This is a genomic window from Clostridium autoethanogenum DSM 10061 (genome assembly GCF_001484725.1).
Taxonomy (GTDB): domain Bacteria; phylum Bacillota; class Clostridia; order Clostridiales; family Clostridiaceae; genus Clostridium_B; species Clostridium_B ljungdahlii.
The window spans coordinates 646,323-668,307 of sequence record NZ_CP012395.1 but is presented as its reverse complement, the minus strand read 5'-3'; the positions used below and the strand labels follow the sequence as shown (position 1 = coordinate 668,307).

18 protein-coding genes are annotated in these 21,985 nt (G+C 31.9%); 16 read left to right on the top strand and 2 right to left on the bottom strand.

Annotation, left to right across the window (positions count from 1 at the left end; all coding sequences use genetic code 11):
* Positions 1 to 140: 140 nt before the first annotated feature.
* The 9 genes from citG to citX all read left to right on the top strand — a co-directional run bounded on the left by citG (position 141) and on the right by citX (position 9,678).
* A complete protein-coding gene (gene citG / locus CLAU_RS02850) occupies positions 141 to 1,013 on the top strand; it encodes a triphosphoribosyl-dephospho-CoA synthase CitG (RefSeq protein ID WP_023161894.1) in 873 nt (290 codons plus the stop codon).
* Positions 1,014 to 1,454: 441 nt separating this feature from the next.
* Positions 1,455 to 2,633, top strand: coding sequence for an NAD(P)-dependent malic enzyme (locus tag CLAU_RS02845; RefSeq protein WP_013239184.1), 1,179 nt, complete (start codon positions 1,455 to 1,457; stop codon positions 2,631 to 2,633).
* Positions 2,634 to 2,673: 40 nt separating this feature from the next.
* A complete protein-coding gene (gene citC / locus CLAU_RS02840; protein ID WP_023161893.1) occupies positions 2,674 to 3,708 on the top strand; it encodes a [citrate (pro-3S)-lyase] ligase in 1,035 nt (344 codons plus the stop codon).
* A 22-nt stretch (positions 3,709 to 3,730) separates the two neighbouring features.
* Positions 3,731 to 4,027 carry a citrate lyase acyl carrier protein gene (citD, locus tag CLAU_RS02835; protein WP_023161892.1) on the top strand — a complete coding sequence of 99 codons (297 nt, stop codon included), beginning with the start codon at positions 3,731 to 3,733 and terminating at the stop codon, positions 4,025 to 4,027.
* Positions 4,027 to 4,929 (top strand): citrate (pro-3S)-lyase subunit beta, encoded by a 903-nt coding sequence (gene citE / locus CLAU_RS02830; RefSeq protein WP_013239686.1) that lies wholly within the window; start codon positions 4,027 to 4,029, stop codon positions 4,927 to 4,929. Before citD ends, citE begins: the two co-directional genes overlap by 1 nt.
* On the top strand, positions 4,922 to 6,463 hold the full coding sequence (gene citF, locus CLAU_RS02825; protein WP_023161891.1) for a citrate lyase subunit alpha: 1,542 nt from the start codon (positions 4,922 to 4,924) through the stop codon (positions 6,461 to 6,463). Before citE ends, citF begins: the two co-directional genes overlap by 8 nt.
* Before the next feature lie 450 nt (positions 6,464 to 6,913).
* Positions 6,914 to 8,239: an SLC13 family permease gene (locus CLAU_RS02820; RefSeq protein WP_023161890.1), complete on the top strand. Its 1,326-nt coding sequence runs from the start codon at positions 6,914 to 6,916 to the stop codon at positions 8,237 to 8,239.
* Between the two features lie 99 nt (positions 8,240 to 8,338).
* Entirely contained in the window at positions 8,339 to 9,037 is a 699-nt protein-coding gene (locus CLAU_RS02815; protein ID WP_013239178.1) for a 2-hydroxycarboxylate transporter family protein, read from the top strand.
* A gap of 125 nt (positions 9,038 to 9,162) precedes the next feature.
* A complete protein-coding gene (gene citX / locus CLAU_RS02810) occupies positions 9,163 to 9,678 on the top strand; it encodes a citrate lyase holo-[acyl-carrier protein] synthase (protein ID WP_013239177.1) in 516 nt (171 codons plus the stop codon).
* Positions 9,679 to 9,754: 76 nt separating this feature from the next.
* Here the strand turns inward: citX and CLAU_RS02805 are convergent, their stop codons facing one another.
* On the bottom strand, positions 9,755 to 10,051 hold the full coding sequence (locus CLAU_RS02805) for a hypothetical protein (protein ID WP_013239176.1): 297 nt from the start codon (positions 10,049 to 10,051) through the stop codon (positions 9,755 to 9,757).
* An 85-nt stretch (positions 10,052 to 10,136) separates the two neighbouring features.
* Here CLAU_RS02805 and CLAU_RS02800 point away from each other — a divergent pair, with 85 nt between their 5' ends.
* The 7 genes from CLAU_RS02800 (at position 10,137) to carB (ending at position 20,058) form a co-directional block, all read left to right on the top strand.
* Entirely contained in the window at positions 10,137 to 10,595 is a 459-nt protein-coding gene (locus tag CLAU_RS02800) for a hypothetical protein (RefSeq protein ID WP_013239175.1), read from the top strand.
* A 48-nt stretch (positions 10,596 to 10,643) separates the two neighbouring features.
* Positions 10,644 to 12,812, top strand: a complete 2,169-nt coding sequence (gene recQ / locus CLAU_RS02795) for a DNA helicase RecQ (protein ID WP_029169951.1) — start codon at positions 10,644 to 10,646, stop codon at positions 12,810 to 12,812.
* A gap of 51 nt (positions 12,813 to 12,863) precedes the next feature.
* Positions 12,864 to 13,487: a class I SAM-dependent methyltransferase gene (locus CLAU_RS02790; RefSeq protein ID WP_013239173.1), complete on the top strand. Its 624-nt coding sequence runs from the start codon at positions 12,864 to 12,866 to the stop codon at positions 13,485 to 13,487.
* Positions 13,488 to 13,533: 46 nt separating this feature from the next.
* The gene (locus tag CLAU_RS02785; protein WP_013239172.1) at positions 13,534 to 14,436 is read left to right on the top strand and encodes a fumarylacetoacetate hydrolase family protein; all 903 of its coding nucleotides are present in this window, start codon (positions 13,534 to 13,536) and stop codon (positions 14,434 to 14,436) included.
* A 291-nt stretch (positions 14,437 to 14,727) separates the two neighbouring features.
* Entirely contained in the window at positions 14,728 to 15,729 is a 1,002-nt protein-coding gene (gene argF / locus CLAU_RS02780) for an ornithine carbamoyltransferase (RefSeq protein ID WP_023161886.1), read from the top strand.
* A 14-nt stretch (positions 15,730 to 15,743) separates the two neighbouring features.
* A complete protein-coding gene (gene carA, locus CLAU_RS02775) occupies positions 15,744 to 16,808 on the top strand; it encodes a glutamine-hydrolyzing carbamoyl-phosphate synthase small subunit (protein WP_023161885.1) in 1,065 nt (354 codons plus the stop codon).
* Positions 16,809 to 16,851: 43 nt separating this feature from the next.
* Entirely contained in the window at positions 16,852 to 20,058 is a 3,207-nt protein-coding gene (gene carB / locus CLAU_RS02770; RefSeq protein ID WP_023161884.1) for a carbamoyl-phosphate synthase (glutamine-hydrolyzing) large subunit, read from the top strand.
* 230 nt (positions 20,059 to 20,288) lie between these two features.
* Here the strand turns inward: carB and CLAU_RS02765 are convergent, their stop codons facing one another.
* Entirely contained in the window at positions 20,289 to 21,425 is a 1,137-nt protein-coding gene (locus tag CLAU_RS02765; RefSeq protein ID WP_023161883.1) for an aldo/keto reductase, read from the bottom strand.
* Positions 21,426 to 21,985: the final 560 nt, after the last annotated feature.

The window sequence follows — 21,985 nt, the reverse complement described above, 5'->3', positions numbered from 1 at the left end:
TTGTCATTATATGATATTGTATAAGTTAACTTTCAATCTAGAAACTCTATATAAGTTATCTTCTATAGCATTTTGCCTGTAACTATGATAAAATATGTGTCGTATTTTATAGAATAAAAATAATATATGGAGAAAACAATATGAAAAATGAGAAGATGTTTCAGATAAACGAAATTTCTATGATAATTGGAGGTTTCGCAGTACAAGCTATGATTTATGAAGTTTCTTGTTATCCCAGTCCTGGCCTGGTGTCACCTGTATCCTGTGGTGCTCATAAGGATATGGACTTTTTTACTTTTATAGACAGTACTTCTGTTTTAAGTAGATATATGACTATGTTTGTTCAAGAAGGATTTTCAGATAAATCCTATAAAGAACTATTTAATAGTATTAGAAATTTAGGAATAGAAGCAGAAAAAGATATGTTTATTAAGACAAAGGGAGTTAATACCCATAAGGGAATGCTATTTTTGATGGGTGTTACCTGCGCAGCTGTAGGAAAGGTCATTTATGAGGGAAAGAGATTTAGCGAAATTAGAAGTATTATAAAGCAAATGACAAAGGGCATAGTTTCAAAGGAACTTTTTACTTTAAAAGATAAAAAAGATTTAAGTCATGGTGAAAGATTATTTATTAAATATAGGACAGAAGGTGTACGGGGAGAAGTAGAGAGGGGATTACCTACAGTTTTTGATTTTTCCCTGGACTTTTATAAGGAAAATGCGGATTTAAATACTAATGACAGATTGGTACATACTCTTATTGGAATAATGCAAATTTGTGATGATTCAACTATAATATACAGGCATTCGCCTGAAGTTTTAGAGGAAGTTAAAGAAAAAGCTAGGAAAGTACTTTCAGCTGGAGGAATGAGGACTAGTGAAGGAAGAAAAAAAATAAATGATCTCTGTAATGGGTTCATAGAGAAAAACGTAAGCTCAGGAGGAAGCGCAGATTTATTAGGAGTAACTGTGTTTTTATATTTAGTAGAAGAATATATGAAAAGTTTATAGAAGTAAGTGATAAGGTAGCTGCATAAGCTTATATTTTATGTAGCTACCTTATTTATTTTTATATAAATTTTTTATAAAAATAGGAGTAATTTTATTACTTCCATACTGAAATTTAATGTTAAGACACATATTTATAAATGTTAATATACTTAACATTTGTTGAAAGAAATATTTCTAAAAATAAGAATATAGGACTATTTTAAAGCTTGAATACGATTATAAGAAGAAAAATGCAAGAATTTATTTAAATAAATGTTTAGTTTTATTACAAATGTTTTGACAAAACTAAATAAGTTTGCTATTATATTAATGAATTAAGAAAGAGATTAAATTAAAAACCATAAGGGATATTGTTATAAATAATTTAATTTAGCATTTATTATAAGTTTAATATAAAAAGGAGGCATGGTTAGGTTTATTCTTGAGCCTAACTAAAAAAGTATGGTTATGAATGTAAAAGAAAAATCCTTAAAATTACATAGAGAAAAACACGGTACTATAGAAATCGTTGGAACAATGCCATTGAGAAACGGTGATGATTTGGCAGTAGCTTATACACCAGGTGTAGCAGGTCCATGTCTGGAAATTGCCAAGGATGAAGAAAAGGCATATGAGTATACAATAAAGGGAAAGACAGTAGCTGTAGTTACAAATGGAACTGCAGTACTAGGACTTGGAAATATAGGACCAGCAGCAGGACTTCCTGTAGTTGAAGGAAAAGCATTGTTACTTAAAAGATTTGCAAATGTAAATGCAATACCAATATGTGTAGATTCTACAGATCCTGATGATATAGTAAATACTATTAAAAACATTGCACCGGGATTTGGAGGAATACATCTTGAAGATATAAAAGCACCTGAATGTTTCTATATTGAAGATAAGTTAAAAGAAGAATTAGATATACCAATATATCATGATGACCAGCATGGTACTGCTATTGCAGTGTTAGCAGGCCTGTACAATGCTTTGAAAATAGTAAATAAAGATATTAGTGATATAAAAGTTGTTATAAACGGTGCTGGTGCTTCAGGTATTGCAACAGCTAAGCTTTTGATTTCAGCAGGAGTAAAAAACATAGTACTTTGTGACATAAACGGTATAGTTTACGAAGGAGATAATTGCTTAAACGAACCTCAGAAACAAATAGCAAAGGTAACAAATAGAGGCTTAGCAAAGGGAACATTAAAAGATGCAATGAAGAATGCAGATGTTTTTATAGGTGTTTCTGCTGGAAATGTAGTAACTGGTGAAATGGTAGAAGGTATGAACAAAGATAGTATAATTTTTGCATTAGCCAACCCAACACCTGAAATAATGCCTGAGGAAGCAAAAAAAGCAGGAGCTAAAGTTATAGCAACAGGAAGGTCAGATTTTCCAAATCAAATAAACAATGTTTTAGTTTTCCCGGGAATTTTTAAGGGAGCTTTAAGTGTAAGAGCTAAGGAAATATGTGATGAAATGAAAATTGCAGCAGCTAAAGGTCTTGCAAATTTAGTAAAGAAAGATGAATTGAATGAAGAATATATAATACCAAGTGTATTTAATAGAAATGTTTGTGATGCAGTTTCCAAAGCAGTTATGGATGTAGCACAAAAAAATAATAAATTTACAGCATAAGGATGTATTTGTTGTTGGCTTAGTGTGGGAGGTGGCTGAAGTGGAATACCTTAGTTTACAAGAAGAAATAATAGATAAAAGAGATTTTAGAAGACTGCAGGAAGTAGAACAATTCCTTTTAAAACAGGGATTAAGATTTGATAAAAATGTAGAATACACAATAGCAATATATGAAGAAGATAAAATAATTGCTACAGGTTCCTTTGAAGATAGAATTTTAAAATGTATAGCTGTAGATGACAGCTGTAGGAACATGGGAATCTCGAACAAAATAATATCTGAACTGGTAGCAGAAGAATACAGACGTGGAAACAGCCACCTTTTTATTTACACAAAGCCTAAGAACTATAAAATGTTCAGTGATATGGGATTTTATAAAGTGGCCAAGGTTATGGACAAAGTTCTTTTGCTGGAAAATGATCCTTTAGGTATATATAAGTTTATAGAAAAGTTAAAAAAGAAGAAGTTAGATGGAAGAGTAGTTTCAGCTCTTGTCATGAACTGCAATCCTTTTACCTTAGGTCATAAGTACTTGATTGAAAAGGCTTCTAGAGAAAGCGATGTAGTTCATGTATTTATAGTATGGGAGAACAAATCAGTTTTTCCATCTGGTATAAGGTATGAACTAGCAAGAAAGGGAGTACAGCATTTAAACAATGTAGTATTTCATAAAGGTGAAGATTATGTAATATCAAGTGCAACTTTTCCATCCTATTTTATAAAAAAGCAGAATGAGGTAGCCAGGCTGCAATCGTTGCTGGATATAGAAATCTTCACTAAATACATAGTACCTGCGTTAGGTATTACTAGAAGATATGTAGGAAAGGAGCCCTTTTGTGATGTTACTAGAACTTACAATAATGTGATGAAAGAAATGCTTCCCCATTCTGGCGTAGAAATTATGGAAATTCCAAGGTTTAGTACAAATGAAGAAGCTATTAGTGCATCAAAGGTAAGAAATCTCATAAAAGAGAAGAAACTTTCACAGGTAAAAGATCTAGTACCGAACACTACCTACAGATTTTTGTGTTCAAAAGAGGCAATACCGATAATTAATAAAATTCAAAATAAATAGATTTAATATAGGAGGTTCACTTATGGAAATAAAAAAAGCTGCTATAGCAGGAACATTTGAGTCCAGCGATATTATAATATCAGTACAGCCTAATCCGGAGAATGAGGTGGCTATAAAGTTAAAAAGTTCCGTGGAAAAACAATTTGGAGACAAGATAAAAAAAGTTATAATGGACACTTTAGAAGAACTAGATGTAAAAAGCGCCATTGTAGGTGCCAATGACAAAGGAGCCTTAGATTGTGTTATAAAAGCAAGGGTACAAGCTGCAGTTATGAGGGCAGCAGAAGAAACAAAATTCAACTGGGAGGTGGAAAAGTAATGTACAAGTTAAGAAGAACAATGATGTATGTACCGGGAAACAATCCAGGAATGGTTAAGGATGCACATATATATGGAGCAGATTCTCTAATGTTTGATTTAGAAGATTCAGTATCCCTAAATGAAAAGGATACAGCTAGATTCTTAGTATACAATGCACTAAAATCCATAGATTATGAAGGCACAGAAACAGTAGTAAGAATAAATGGACTTGATACACCTTTTGGAATGGAAGATTTAGAGGCAATAGTAAGGGCACAACCTGATGTTATAAGACTTCCAAAGACAGAATGTGCACAAGATGTTATAGATGTAGAAAAGGAAATAGAAAGAATTGAAAAACAATCAGGAATACCTGTTGGAAAGACAAAAATTATGGCAGCTGTTGAAAGTGCTATAGGAGTTATGAATGCCTATGAAATAGCTACAGCAAGCAAGAGACTTATGGGAATAGCAATAGGGGCAGAAGACTATGTTACTAATTTAAAGACAACCCGTTCTTTAGATGGAATAGAACTTCTTGCAGGAAGAAGCCATGTATTATTAGCTGCCAGAGCAGCAGGAATATATGCCTTTGACACAGTATTTTCTGATGTAAACAATGAAGAAGGATTTATAAATGAAGTAAAGCTTATAAAGCAGTTAGGATTTGACGGAAAGTCCGTAATAAACCCAAGACAAATTGCTCCTGTCCATAAGATATATACACCTTCACAAAAAGAAATAGATAAATCCGTTCGTGTTATAAGAGCTGCAAAAGATGCTGCAGAAAAAGGATCTGGAGTAGTTTCACTAAATGGAAAAATGGTAGATAAACCTATTATAGAACGTGCACAGAGAGCTTTGATGTTAGCAGAAGCTTCAGGTATATGCGTAAGTGAAGGAGGAGAAGACATTGACTAAGAATAAAATAGGAAGAGAAATACCAGATTACATAGAAGGAATTGGAAAGCTGATACCTTATGGTGGACCATTTGATTTTAAACCAACAAAGAAAAAATTTGCAAGAAAAATATCCAGTATAAAACCTGGAAAAAGTAAATTGCTTGAGAGTATAAAAGAAGCTGTAATAAAGACAGGATTAAAGGATGGTATGACAATATCATTTCACCACCACTTTAGAGCAGGAGATTACATATTAAACATGGTGCTGGACGTCATAGCTGAAATGGGAATAAAAAACTTAACTTTAGCACCAAGTTCTTTAAGCAGTGTCCATGAACCAGTAATTGAACACATAAAAAATGGTGTTGTTACTAAAATCATAACTAGTGGTGTTAGAGGACCACTTGCAGAAGCTATATCAAATGGAATTTTAGATACACCTATTATAATACGTTCCCATGGTGGAAGAGCGAGAGCTATAGAAGCAGGAGATTTAAAAATAGACGTGGCATTTTTAGGTGCACCTAGCTGTGACGACTATGGAAATGCCAATGGATATACAGGAAAATCCTTTTGTGGTTCACTAGGATACGCTAAAATAGACGCAGAATATGCAGATAAAGTAGTACTTATTACAGACAATTTGGTACCATATCCAAATGTACCTGCAAGTATAGAACAAAACAATGTAGATTATGTAGTTAAGGTAGATGCAATTGGAGATCCTAAGGGAATAGCATCCGGTGCAACAAGATATACAAAGAACCCAAGAGAACTTTTGATTGCACAGTATGCAGCAGAAGCAATTGAAGCTTCAGGATATTTTGTACCAGGATTTTCAATCCAGAGTGGTTCCGGTGGAGCATCCCTTGCAGTAGCAAGATTTTTAAGGGAAAAGATGATCGAAAAAGATATTAAAGCCAGCTTTGCATTAGGTGGAATTACAGGCCAGTTTGTAGAAATGCAAAAAGAGGGTCTTATTTCAAAAATCTGTGATGTACAGAGCTTTGACTTAATAGCAGCAAAATCCATAGGAGAAAATCCAGATCACTATGAAATAAGTTCATCCCTATATGCTAATCCACATAATAATGGATGTATTTCTAATAAATTGGATATAGTTATATTAAGTGCACTGGAAGTAGATACAGACTTTAACGTCAATGTAATTACAGGTTCAGATGGAGTAATTAGGGGAGCATCAGGAGGACACTGTGATACTGCAGCAGGAGCAAAACTTTCTATGATAGTTTGTCCGCTTATTAGAGGTAGAATACCTACTGTTGTGAAGAAAGTAAATACTGTAATAACTCCAGGAGAAACAGTAGATGTAGTAGTTACAGACAGGGGAATAGCAGTAAATCCTCTTAGAAAAGATTTACTTGAAAAATTTAAGAAAGCAAAGCTTCCAGTATGTACTATAGAAGAGTTAAGAGAAAAGGCAGAAGAAATTACAGGAAAACCTAAGGCAATTGAATATGGTGACAAGATTGTTGGTGTAGTTGAATACAGAGATGGTACTATTATCGATGTTATCAAACAGGTAAAATAATTTAGCCTAAGTATATATTTATAATATGTAAAAATCAGGTTGGATTTTAGATCCAATCTGATTGAAAAAGTATTATACTGGACCATATTGAATTTTTTTTAAGAATAATGTAAACATTAACAGTAACCGATTTATTAGCAATACTTTTATATAAAAATAGGTTTAATTATATTTCTATAGTTGAGAAAATTTCATAACATATATTTACAATTGAAAAAATTATAAGAAAAATAGAGACAAACCTCACTTTTGTTGTATAAATTACTTACTACAACAATTTTAACAACAGGAGTGAAATATATGTCTCATAAAAACATTTTAACAGAAAAAAATACCAATGTAGTACAAGTATGATACAAATTAAAACAAATATATTTTTAATTAGGAGTGGTATTATGTACAAAATAGAAATCTTTAAATGTATAGTTGCAGTGAAAGTGGGTGTAATCAATGATTAGCTTAATTATAGGTATAGCTTTAGTATTGTCAATTGTAATTGGACGTAAAGCAAAGATCAATATCGGATTGCTAGCCATTTCTTTTGCTTACATAATCGGATGTTTTATATTAAAGATATCTCCTTCAAAAGTTATTGCATTGTGGCCGATGTCAATTTTCTTTGTCATTTTGGCTATTTCACTGTTCTTTAGTTTTGCTATCGTAAATGGAACATTGGGAACGCTTGCGGGGAATCTTTTGTATCGCTTCCGTTCAGCTCCACTGGTGTTCCCCATTGCTATTTTCTTTATTTCTGTATTGATAGCCGCACTTGGCGCAGGCTATTATACTGTAATGGTTATTATGGCTCCTATAGCTCTTATTGCTTGTAAAAAGATTAAAATCAATCCTCTCGTAGGTGCTTTGTGTGCTGATTGTGGTGGACAGGTTGGTTCCAATTTTATGATTGGTCTAAGCGGTGTTATTTACAGGAATCTGATTACAAGCGAGGGTTTTTCAAGTAATTTAGCGTTTGTTGCTTCTGTCAGTATTTTTGTAGTATATTTGGTAATGACTTGTTTAATCATTATGCTATTGATGCATTTGTCCAACAAGAAAAGGAAACAAGCATCAGGTGGCAATATTGAAATACTAGAAACAATGGACATACAAAAATCTAAGCCATTTGACAAAAAACAAAAAACAAATCTTATCCTAATTTTTATATTTGTAATTATATTGCTTATACCTCCAATACTGCACTTGGTTGTTCCTTCAAGTGGTTCTATTACATTCATTAATTCAAGCGTAGATGTGGGACTTATTGCAATTATCTTTACCGTTATAGCCTTTGTTCTCCATCTCGGTGATGAAAAAAGTGTCATTGCAAAAGTGCCTTGGAACACATTGATTATGATTTCCGGCATGGGAATGTTGGTGGCAGTTGCCGTAAAAGCCGGAACTGTGAAACTCCTTGCAAACTGGGTTGGTACCAGTATCCCAGTATTCTTAGTGCCAATTGCACTATGCCTTGTGGCAGCAATCTTGAATATGTTTGGTGGTAGCTTTGTCGGTGTTGTTGCCCCAGCGCTTTTCCCTATTATTGCTTCCGTTTCACATATTACAGGCTTAAATCCTATTTTACTGTATACATGCATGACGATTGGTGGACTAGCTACTGGTATTTCTCCATTTTCTGCAGGAGGCGCTATGGTACTTGGATTTACACCGGAAAAAGAACGAGATTCAATGTTTTCCAAGGAATTCTTTGTTGGATTGCCTGTGTGCGTTGGAACTGCTGTGGTAACGAGTATTATCTATTTCATCATCATGCATTAACTATTAGCTATATAAGATAGAGTATTTTATAAGTAGTAAGTTAATTTTTAGTTCACCACTTCACTGGGTAACCGTCCAATTTATTTTAAAACATCTCATATGTTAAAGGTAATGCTTTTGGGATGGCTATCAACAGCAATTAGTATTGCTTATACCATTATTAATATAGGTGAGGTGAGACCTGAATTATCAGGTAATGGACAATTACTTAAATCAGACGATGATGATATATTAAAATATGCTAAGAAGAAGAAAGATGGACCAGTTGAACTTTCTACTATGATTGTTGCTGGAATATTAGCTTTAACACTTTATCTATTTGGGGTATACATAAATTCTGTAATTGGACTTCCTGCTCCTATAGTTATGTTACTTGCTGCTGTAATATCAAAAGCACTTGGTATTATTCCCAAAAGTATAGAAGAAGGCGGACATGCTATTTTTAGATTTACAGTAACAGGTATAACCGTACCATTATTGCTTGGTGTTGGTGTTGCTATGACACCATGGAAAAATCTTGTAGCAGTTATAACAAATCCAGCTTGTTTAGTTACTATATTCTGTACTGTACTTACTGTTGTTGTAGTAGAATTCTTTGTAGGTAAAATGCTTAATATGAATCCAGTAGAGTCTGCTATGGTAACTTCATGTAACAGTGGACAGGGTGGTACAGGTGATGTAGCAATACTTACTGCAGGAAACCGTCTTGAACTTATGCCATTTGCACAGGTAGCAACAAGACTTGGTGGAGCTGCTACAGTTACATGGGCTATATTCTTAATGAGAATGTTACATTAGAAATTAAAGTATAAATGGTATTAAAATTCTATAAATACTTAAATAATTAAAAAAACGATTGTAAAACTTTTAAATATGTATTAGTATCGATGTTATAAAGCAAGTAAAATAGTGAGGTAATAATTATGAAAAATGCAAGCAATATCCTTGATGAAATACTTAAAGCTAAAGAAAAAAGGGCACAAATTCAAAAAGAATTATTGAATATATTTAAAACCACACTAATTTCATTTACATTAAATATACCAGGAGCAGAAAAAAATAATGAATCCTTTGCTAAGCTTCATAAAAAGGGGATTTGCTTGCTGGAAGAAGAGTTAAAAGAGAATAATATAGATATACTTCACAAAATGTTAAATAGTTCTGCTGCCGGTGATGAGGCATTTTTAAATGTAGATGCAGATGCGATTAGTGTAAAAAAAATTACTGTATCTATTGAAGAAAACCATGAGCTTGGAAGAATATTTGATTTTGATGTATTCACTAAAGCTGGAAAGCAGATTAGTAGGACAGACTTAGGTGTAAGTGAGAGAAAATGTCTTTTATGCGGTGAAAATGCAAAAGTATGTGGAAGAAGCAGACGTCATTCTGTGGAAGATCTTTTAAACAAAATTTATTTGTTAATGGATAAGTTTTTATAGCAAGGTATACCAAGGTTGTTAAAATAAAGGAGGGAAGTATGTCTCTCCTTTATTTTGATATAATAGAATACAAGTATTAATTTTGCCTTTGGGATATAATGTCCTGGAGATTTTTTATAAGTTTTTCTTTTTTCATCATAGAGCCTCTTAAATGTTTGATTTGTTTTTCGAAAGAGGCATTATTATTTTGCATGACATTTAATTTATCCTTTAAATCTTTTACTTCCTTCAATTTTTCATCTAACATAGGTTTATATGCAGTATCAATAGTTTTTTTCTTATCAAAAAACAAATTCAAATTTTGCATACCAAAAATAATTGACTTTTTAATTTTTTTTATATACTTTAATATTAAGGTATATACTTTATCCATTTTAGACACCTCTATAATAATTTTATATAATTATGATTTACAGTGCAACAGCTATATATTAACAAGTGTGAAAAGAGGAATATTTGTGAATGAAAATGAGAATATGCTGCATAAATTTATAAAAAACTATACTGAAAATAAACAAAATAGAGTTCAAGATTTAGGAACAAAAAAAGAAAAATTAGAGATTCAATTAAAGAAGGAAGAAGAAAAATTAGATAAACTTTCAGCTATTAAGGAGAAACTTATTGCAAAGGAAAAATCCTATGATGAAGTTTATTCCTATCTTTTGCAAATATTGAAATCAAGGGGTATACTATTTGATATCCCTAAAAGTGCAGTAGAAATTGAAGAGTGGGATAATTTATATATAAAGAAGGAACAGGGTGCCTACAGTCTGATAGATAAAAATCAACAGGTTGTATACTCTATAGATAAAAAATACTATGATTCTATAGAACATATAGTTACTAATTACAAGTACAGTGCAGTTGTAGTGAGGAAGGATGCTTATTTTTTAAAAGTGCAAATCAGGATATTATAATATCTCTATGCTATAATAAAAATAGATTATGTTACAGGGGTGAAATCATTGCTTAGTAGTGCTTTGGAAATTCTACATAAATATTATGGGTATAGTGACTTTAGGAAGGATCAAGGAAAGGTAATTGAAAGTATACTAAAGGGGAAGGATACGCTAGCTGTAATGCCCACTGGAGGAGGTAAATCCATATGTTATCAGATACCAGCAGTGTTATTTAAGGGGGTAACAGTTGTAATATCTCCACTTATTTCACTTATGAAAGATCAAGTAGATAACATAAAGGATTTAGGTATAGGGGCAGCTTATATAAACAGTTCTATTTCACACCAGGATATTTTGCATATATGTGAAAGCTTAATTGCAGGAAATATAAAAATGCTGTATGTAGCACCGGAAAGGTTGGAGTCTTCTGAATTCTGCCAGATTATAAAAAGCATAGAAGTATCTCAAATAGCAGTAGATGAAGCACATTGTGTTTCCCAGTGGGGACATGATTTTAGAACTAGCTATACATATATATGGAAATTTATAGAAAGCTTTTCTAAAAGACCCGTAGTTACAGCTTTTACAGCTACGGCTACTAAAGAGGTTAGAGAAGATATTGTAAATCAAATAAAGCTGAATAAACCTGAGGTTTTCATATCTGGTTTTGATAGAGAAAATTTGAAAATTGGATGTTTGAAAATTGGAAATAGATTAGGGTATATGCTAAAATACATAAAAACTAATGAAGAACAATCTGGCATAGTATATGCAGCTACTAGAAAAGAAGTGGATAGCATATATGAAAGGCTTAAAGAAAATAATATAGCTGTTGCTAGATATCATGCAGGTCTTTCTGATAAAGAGAGAAAAAATAATCAAGAGGATTTCGTATATGACAGAGTAAATGTAATAGTTGCGACAAATGCATTTGGAATGGGTATCGATAAGTCAAATGTAAGATATGTTATTCATTACAATATGCCTAAGAACATAGAAAGCTATTACCAAGAAATAGGCAGGGCTGGTCGTGATGGAGAGAAAAGCGACTGCATTTTAATGTTTGCTCCCCAGGATGTTATTACCCAAAAGTATCTTATTGAAACAAGTATTCAATCTCCTGAAAGAAGATTAAATGAATATAAAAAACTTCAACAAATGATAGATTTTGTACATTACAATGGATGTTTACGAAAGTATATATTAAATTATTTTGGAGAACAAGTGGATTATGAAGAATGTGGGAATTGCAGCAATTGTGTAAGTGAAGGAGAATATGTAGATAAAACTATAGATTGCCAAAAAGTACTTTCCTGTATATATAGAATGAAAAGAGAATTTGGAGTAAATATGATAGTAGATGTACTTAGAGGTTCCTCACAGAGAAAAGTGATTCAGTACGGATTTGATAAGTTGTCTACTCATGGAATAATGAAAAATTATTCAAAGGAAGAACTTTCAAATTTCATAAATACACTTATAGCTCATGGGTACATTTCATTAAAAGAAGGAGAATATCCTACTGTGATATTGAATCCTAGATCCATAAAGGTTCTAAAGGGAGAAGAAAAAGTAACCTTAAAGGAAATTGTTAAGGCTAAAAAGATTACTTTAAATAATGATCTATTTGAAATTTTGAGAGTTTTAAGGAGGGAAATAGCAGGAGAGGAATCCATACCTCCTTATTTGATATTCCCGGATACTACGTTAAAGGAACTTAGCAGCAGGTGTCCTATAAATTTTGAGCAGATGATGGATGTATCTGGTGTAGGTCAATTAAAATTAAAAAAATATGGTGAAAGATTTTTAGAAGCTATAAAAAACTACCTGGATGAAAGAAAAATTAAACCACAGTGGATTTTTAAAAATGAGTTAAAAAACGACAAAAATGCGAAAAGCGACAAAAATTTAAAACTAAAAACTCATGAAATAACGGCAGAGATGATTAAAGAGCACAAAGACCTTGAACAAATAGCAAAAGACAGGCAAATTACTGTATCTACGGTACTTTCACATATAACAAAGTATGCAGAAGAAAAGGGTGTTTTAGATTTAAATATAAATTTTGGTGGAATATTTACAGATGAAGAAGAAAATCAAATTTTAAAAGTTACGAAAAAGATAGGAATATCAAAATTAAAACCTATAAAAGAGAAACTTTCTGAAGATATAAGTTATGATAAGATAAAGGCGGTTATATTAAAAGATTATATTTTGTTAGATAAAAATGCATAGCAGGGAGGCGAAATACTGTTTGAAAATTAAGTTTCAAGCAGCAAATATATTATGAGTGAACTTTCTAGAAGATTAAATCAGTGTAGAAAACCAACAGGGGAAGTAGGTAAGTTTATAGCTAGTTCTATGAACAAAGATCATTTTGAAGTTACCACCTGGGGACTCAATAAAATTTCCATTAAACAAGAGGATATTATTTTGGATATTGGCTGTGGAGGCGGAAGAACTATAAATAGATTAGCTAACATAGCAAAAAAGGGAAAGGTTATAGGTGTAGATTATTCTATGGATTGTGTTAACTGGTCCAAAGAATTTAATAAAGAGCTTATAGATGAAAAAAGAGTGGAAGTATATAATGCAAATGTAGAAAAACTTCCTTTTGAAGATGATAAATTTAATGTGGTAACTGCAGTTGAGACTATATATTTTTGGCCTGATTTATTAAAAAGCTTTAAAGAAGTTAAAAGAGTTTTAAAATCAAATGGAATTTTTACAGTAATAAATGAGATGTACATAAGTGATAAGTTTAAAGAAAAAAATGATGAATATATGGATAAAATGACTATGCACACCCCAGAACAGTTAAAGCAGCTCTTTGTAGATGCAGGTTATGAAGATGTATCTATAAATGTATGTGAGGAAAATAACTGGATGTGCTGCAGCGGAAGGGCATAATATAAGTTCAACTAAGATTGATTTAATATAAGTGGGAGATGTTAATATGAAGTTTTTAACATATCTGTATAAAGAAAAAGAATCTATAGGAATTTTAAAGAATAACTCTGTCATAGATTTTGATAATATATTTAAAAATATGGGAGAGAAAAATCCACCTAAAACTATGCTGGAGCTTATAGATTACCTGGATGATTCTAAATTGAATATAATTAAAGAGTGTATAGATAAGAAAGGCATAGAAACTATACCAATAAATAATATTAAAATTGAAGCTCCGATACCATATCCAAGGAGAAATGTTTTTTGTCTTGGAAAAAATTATATAGAACATGCTAGGGAAATAAAAATTACTAGAATAGCTGGAAATGGTATTCCAGAGGTACCAATTTATTTTACAAAGGCAGCATCACCAGCTGTGGGAACGGTCGATAATATTGAATTTTCTAGAAAAATTACAAATCAGGTAGATTATGAAGTTGAACTTGCAGTTATAATAGGCAAAGATGGCAAAAATATAAAAAAAGAGGATGCTGAAGAGTATATTTTTGGCTATACTATAATAAATGATGTATCTGCAAGAGATCTTCAAGGAAAACATATACAGTGGTTTAAGGGAAAAAGTTTGGATACATTCTGTCCTATGGGACCTTACATAATTCATAAAACCGAAGTACCATTTCCCGTTAATTTGGATATAAGTTGCACTGTAAATGGAGAGGTAAGGCAAAAATCTAATACAAAGAATTTAATTTTTGATATACCTTATATAATAAGTGATTTGTCTAAAGGTATTACATTAAAAACTGGTGATATTATATCAACAGGTACACCAAGTGGAGTTGGCATGGGATTTACACCAATTAAAGTGTTAAAACAAGGTGATATAGTTGAATGTAGTATTGAAAAAATAGGAACTTTGGTAAATAGGGTAGTAGAACTTCATTAGTGCATTAAAAATAAAAAATTGTATGTATACAAAATGTATAAATTACTTCAGATTTAAAAAATCTTCAATAGTTATTTTCTATTGAAGATTTTTTTTAACTTTGTATTTTAAGGTATTTCAAATCAATACAAAATAAAAAATTTTAAATTTATATTGAATTATTATTAATATAAATGTATAATTATAAAATATCAATGAATTAATATAAAGATATTTCTAATGTTTAAAGTAAAGCTTAAGGAAATATTTGTTTCCTATATTTATAAAAAATGATTTTAAGGGGGAAGAAAAATGATAGATTTAAAGGGTAAAAGTTTTTTAACATTAAAAGATTTTACAAAGGAAGAGATAAAGTACTTTATTGATCTTGCAAAGAAGTTAAAGGAAGAAAAATATAGTGGAACGGAAAAAAAGAGATTGCAAGGGAAAAATATTGCCCTTATATTTGAAAAAGATTCCCTGAGAACAAGATGTTCCTTTGAGGTCAGTGCTTATGATGAGGGTGCAAATGTAGTTTATATAGGTGCCCAGGGAAGTCATATGGGTAAAAAAGAATCTGTGAAAGATACGGCTAGAGTAATGGGTAGAATGTTTCATGGCATAGAATACAGGGGATTTTCTCAAAGAGATATGGAGATATTGGCAGAATATTCAAAAGTACCTGTATGGAATGGACTTTCAGATGAAGATCATCCAACCCAGGTTTTAGCGGACTTTCTGACTATAGAAGAACACATAGCTAAACCTTTAAAAGATGTAAATTTTGTTTACATCGGAGATGGAAGAAATAACATGGCAAATGCCCTTATGATAGGTGCTTCAAAAGTTGGAATGAACTTTAAAATAGCAGCACCTAAAGAGCTTTTCCCAGAAGAGGAGCTAGTTAAAGAGTGTAAAAAAGTAGCCGAGGAAAGTGGAGGCACTATTACAATTACTGAGGATTTGTATAAAGCTGTAGAAGGAGCAGATGTCCTTTATACTGATGTATGGCTTTCCATGGGAGAAGAAAAAGAACTTTGGAAAAAGAGAATAGAAACTTTAATGCCATATCAAATAAACAGCAAACTTATAGAGGCTTGTAAAAATGAAAATGTTAAGTTTATGCATTGTCTCCCAGCTTTTCACAATACGGAAACTAAAGTAGGGGAAGAAATATATAAAAAGTTTGGGTATGAAGCACTAGAGGTAACTGAAGAAGTATTTGAAGGACCTCATTCCATAGTGTTTGATGAAGCTGAAAACAGGCTTCATACTATAAAGGCTGTTATGGTGGCAACTTTAAGTAATATTTAGAAAGAAGGAATAAAATGAATTCCATATTGTATTTAGAGGATGGAACTGTATTTATGGGAAAAGCCATAGGACACAAAGCAATAACGGCAGGAGAGTTGGTTTTTAATACCTCTATGACAGGATATCAAGAAATACTTACAGATCCATCCTATAGGGGACAGATAATAACAATGTGTTATCCTTATATTGGTAACTACGGGATTAACTATAATTTTAGCCAATCTGATGATATACAGGCTAAAGGTATGGTAATAAAAAATATGTATAATAATACATCCCACTATTTGAGTGAAAATAGTTTTGAAAATTTTTTAAAGGAAAATAAAGTCGTAGGTATAAGTGGTATAGATACACGAAGTATAACCAAAAAGATAAGATCAAGTGGAACTATGAAGTGTGTAATATGCAGTGAAAATGAATCTATAAGTGAAATAAAAAGAATGCTAAATTCTTATGAAAATAAAAATTTAGTATCTCAAGTAAGTACAAACTCCATAAAGTATATTTCAGGAAATGGGCCTAAAGTTGCACTTTTAGATTTTGGAAGCAAAAAGAACATTATTGAAAATTTGAAGGATAGAGATTGTGATATAACAATATTTCCTTACAATGCTTCTTATGAAAGTATAATGAGTATAAATCCTAAAGGCATACTTTTAAGTAATGGCCCTGGAGATCCTAAGGATTTAGGAGAGATAATGGGTACTATAAAAAAGTTAATAGGTAATTTACCTATATTCGGAATATGCCTTGGACACCAATTATTATCACTTGCACTTGGAGGAGATACCTATAAGATGAAGTTTGGCCATAGAGGTGGGAATCATGGTGTATATGATAAGGATATAGATAAAGCTTTTATAACGTCTCAAAATCATGGCTATGCAGTTAAAAGAGAAAGTTTAAATAAAGACAGTATTGAAGTAACTCATTTTAATTTAAATGACCATACAGTAGAGGGAATTAAACATAAAACGCTGCCTATATTTTCAGCACAATTTCACCCTGAAGGATCACCGGGACCTACTGATACAGACTATTTATTTGATAAATTTTTGAGATTAATGACTTTAGTATAAATAAGGCATTTTGAAAGAAATAACTAGAAGGAGAAGTGATATAATGCCGTTAAGAGAAAACTTGAAAAAGGTTTTGATAATAGGATCAGGTCCTATAATAATAGGTCAGGCTGCGGAATTTGATTACTCGGGAACACAGGCCTGTGAGGCTATAAAAAAAGAGGGAATACAAACTGTTCTGGTAAATAGTAATCCTGCTACTATAATGACTGATAAAAATATTGCAGATAAGACTTATATAGAACCTTTAACTGTTGAATCGCTGGAGGCAATAATAGGAAGGGAAAAACCAGATGGAGTTTTAGCTGGATTTGGTGGACAGACTGCCTTGAATTTGGCCATGGAGCTTAATGAAATTGGGGTATTTAAAAAGTATAATGTAGAACTTCTTGGAATAAAAACTGAATCCATAAAGAATGCGGAAGATAGGGAAAGCTTTAAAAATCTAATGAATGAAATAGATGAACCTATAGCTGTAAGTGAAATTGCCACAAATCTAGAAGAATGTAAAAAGTTTTTAAATAAAGTCAGCCTTCCAATTATAATAAGACCTGCATATACCTTAGGGGGAACTGGAGGTGGTATTGCAAGCACTTATGAAGAATATATGGAAATATGTGAAAATGGATTGGAAGAGAGTCCTATAAATCAAATACTTCTTGAACAAAGTCTAGCTGGATGGAAAGAACTAGAATATGAAATAATGAGAGATAAAAAGGACAACTGTATGGTAGTTTGTAATATGGAAAATTTGGACCCTGTGGGAATACACACAGGGGATAGCATAGTAGTAGCTCCATCTCAGACACTTAATGATAGAGAGTACCAGATGCTTAGAAGGTCTGCCATAAAGATAATAAGGACCCTAAAAATAGAAGGTGGATGCAATATTCAATTTGCATTAGATCCTAATAGTAATAGGTACATGGTTATAGAAGTAAATCCTAGAGTAAGCAGATCCAGTGCACTGGCTTCAAAAGCAGCAGGATATCCTATAGCTAAAATTGCAGCTAAAATTGCTCTTGGATACACTTTAGATGAACTTAAAAATTATGTTACGGGAAATTCCAGTGCACTGTTTGAACCAGCTCTAGATTATTGTGTAGTTAAAATGCCTAAGTGGCCTTTTGATAAATTTAAAACTGCAAACAGAACTTTAAAAACTCAGATGAAAGCTACAGGAGAAGTTATGGCTATAGATAGGAGTTTTGAAAGTGCTCTTTTAAAAGCAGTTATAAGCTTAGAGGGAAAAATAATAGGGCTGAAATTAGATAAACTTGAAAATATGAGCAAAGATGAAATAATAGAAAAGATAAATAACCAGGATGATGAAAGACTTTTTGCTTTAGCAGAAGCTCTTAGAAAGGGAATGACTATAGATGAGCTTCATGAATTAACTAAAATAGATGAATGGTTCTTAGGTGGAATAGAAAATATAGTGAATATGGAAAATGAATTGACAAGCAATGTGCCAAATGTTGAAACCATTCAAAAAGCTGAAATCATGGGATTTACAGATGAATATATTTGCAAATTAATAGGTATGAAATTAGAAGATTTAAAGAAACTTAGAGAAGTAAATGGTATAAAATCCGTTTATAAAATGGTAGATACCTGCAGCGGAGAATTTGAAGCAAAAACTTCCTACTATTATTCTTGTTATGATTTAGAAAGTGACAATGTTGTTTCAAATAATAAGAAAATACTTGTAATAGGTTCAGGACCTATTAGAATAGGACAGGGAATAGAGTTCGATTACTGCTGTGTTAACGGTGTTTGGGCCATAAAAAAAGCAGGATATGAAGCCATTATAATAAATAATAATCCAGAGACAGTAAGTACCGATTTTGATATTTCAGATAAGCTGTACTTTGAACCACTTTATATAGATGACGTTATGAATGTAATAAATGAGGAAAAGGTGGATGGAGTTATAGTACAATTTGGAGGACAGACCGCACTTAACTTATCTAAAAAGTTAAATGACAGGGGAGTAAATTTACTTGGCACATCCTTTGAATCTATAGATTTGGCAGAAGACAGGGAAAAATTTAGAGTACTTCTTAAAGAACTTGACATAAATTCACCTGTAGGTGGATCTGTAACAAGTCTTGAAGAAGCGGATAACTTAGTAGCTGAAATAGGGTATCCTGTTATCGTTAGACCATCTTATGTAATAGGCGGTAGAGCAATGAAGGTTGTCTACAATTATGAAGAGCTGTGTAAGTATTTAAAGGACGCTGTAAATTTATCTAAGGAACATCCTGTCCTTGTAGACAAATATATAGTTGGAAAAGAAATAGAAGTAGATGCCATATCAGATGGGGAAGATTTAATAATTCCGGGAATAATGGAGCATATAGAGAAAACAGGGGTACATTCTGGGGACAGTATAGCAGTATATCCAGCGTCAGATTTACCGGAGAATGTACTTAAAAAAATAGAAGATTATACAGTAAAGATTGCCAAAAAGTTGAATGTTAAAGGACTTTTAAATGTTCAATATGCTTTTGACGGAGATAAGGTGTATGTAATAGAAGTAAATCCAAGAGCATCTAGAACTGTACCTATTTTGAGTAAAGTTACTAATATTCCAATGGTAGAAATAGCTGTAGAAGTTATGTTAGGTAAAAAAATAAAAGATTTTCACTATAAACAGGATATGTATAAGTACAGCAATATTTATGCAGTCAAAATGCCTATATTTTCCAACAAAAAGTTATCTGGCGTAGATGTGGCACTAGGCCCTGAAATGAAATCTACAGGAGAAGTCTTAGGAGTGGATTTTGATAAAGACAAGGCTATATATAAAGCATTCAAAGCTTCAGGAGTTAAGATACTGCAAGAAGGAAATCTCTATGCTTCTGTAAATGATATAGATAAAAAAACTTCACTAAATGTAATCAAAAAATATGGAGAACTTGGATTTAGCATAAGTGCATCCAGCGGAACTTATAAGTTTTTAAGTGAAAATGGAGTAAAATGCAGTGAGCTTGATTTAGATACTGCAGTGGAATATATAAAAGATAAGAAAATAGATGTAGTTATAAATACAGCTACTCAAGGATATAACACTACAAGGCAAGGTTTTATACTCAGACATACAGCTTTAGCTCATGATAAAATAGTATTTACATGCTTGGATACAGCAAATGCCTACATTAATGCTATTTTGACAGAGAAAAATAAAGAAAATATAGAATACAGAACTATGGGTGAATATTTGCAGGAACCAGCAATTAGAAGTTAAAGAATTTTTCAAATGCTTATATGGAGTTTCTAAACAAAAAATAAATTTATACTTCGGATGTTTTTACAACCTTCAGCCCATTAAATATTTTGATAGGTCTAAATAAAAAATAAAAAAAGACTAAGAACTTTTGAAAACTCGTACCTCAAACAATTCAAAAGTTCTTAGTTTTTTATAAAATTTTTACTAAGACTTATTAAAAGTTTTTATGGTAATGAAATTTGTCAGCACTATTTCTCTTCAAAGGTAGACTTAACCTGCCTTAAAAGTGTCCTGATTGGAAGATGTTGCGGGCAATTATCCTCACATTTTCCACAGGATATGCAGGAAGATGCCTTTGATTTTTTTGGCATATTATTATACTTATTAAATATAGATTCTTTACTTTTATACATAAAGTAATTATTATACATAGAAAAAATATTTGGAATATCTAAATCTACCTTGCAAGGGGAACAGTATCCGCAGCGGGTGCATTTTATTTTCATAAGGGCATTGAATTTTTCTTTTGCCTGTTCTATTAAATCCATGTCTTCCTCAGAAATTGAATTAGAAAGAGTTTTTGATGCTATAGATATATTTTCATTTACTTGTTCTAAAGAATTCATTCCACTTAGTGATACTGATACTTCAGGATGATTTAGTACCCAGCTTAAAGCCCAGTCAACCGGACTTTTTTTTATTTTTGATTTATTTAATATGTTGTTTATATCTTCTGGAAGATTACCGGATAAAAGTCCGCCTTTTAAAGGCTCCATCACAACTACTGATAAACCTTTATCGGCTGCATATTCCAGTCCATCTATACCTGCTTGGTAATCCTCATCTAAATAATTAAATTGGATCTGGCAAAATTCCCAGGGAAATAGATTTATTATATGTTTGAAAGCCATTAAATTGTCATGGAAAGAAAAGCCTACATGATTAATTTTACCGTCTTCTAGGGCTTTATTTAAAAACTTAAAAACACCCAGGTTTTCCATTTTATCCATTCTGTCTTTGGTCATAGCATGGAGCAGGTAATAATCAATATAGTCTACATCAAGCCTTTCTAATTGTTCATTCAAATATTTATCAAAATCTTCATATTTTTCTACTAGCCATACAGGCATTTTTGTTGCAATTCTAACTTTTTCTCTGTAACCGTCTTTAAGTACTTTGCCTACTAAAACTTCACTATTTCCGCCGTGGTAAGGATATGCTGTATCTAAATAGTTTACACCATTATCAATGGCATGCCTTATGATTTTTAGTGCTTCTTTTTCATTAATTTTTGAAGGATCGTTATTTATTATTGGAAGTCTCATGCATCCAAAACCTAAAGTAGATACTTTAAAACCATCTTTACAAAATTTTCTGTATTGCATAAAATATCCTCCTTAAAATATATTTATGTGTATAAATTTAACTTTCGATTATCAAGTGATTCTTAGGTTCAGGTGGAGTTTGCTTATAAGGAATACATTTTATCCATCTGAACCTTATTAACAATATTCTTAGTGTCTTTAGCACTTAGAATACGTTATCCTTTAGGGGAAGAACTTATCCAGGTGCGTAGCAGTGCTTATCTTCCCACTTTGAAGAAAAGCAGATATCCCAAATCTTTGATTTGGTGATAGTCGCTTTCGCTGTGTGCGATGGGGGTGTTAGCAATGGTAGTAATCGGATAAACTCTATAATAAGTATAGTACAGTGACAGTTCAGTTCTGTCAACGCAGTAAAATCATATTATTAAACTTCTTACCGTTAGAAGATTGTCAGCCTATTTTTTACAGCTTCTATATGAATGCATAATGTAAATCCATGAACAACATAATATAAGTAGAGAACCCAAATCTTTGATTTGGTGTGAATCACTTATTCATTCGACTGAAAGGAGAAAGAGTTACCTAAATTAGAACCCAAATCTTTGATTTGGTGTGAATCA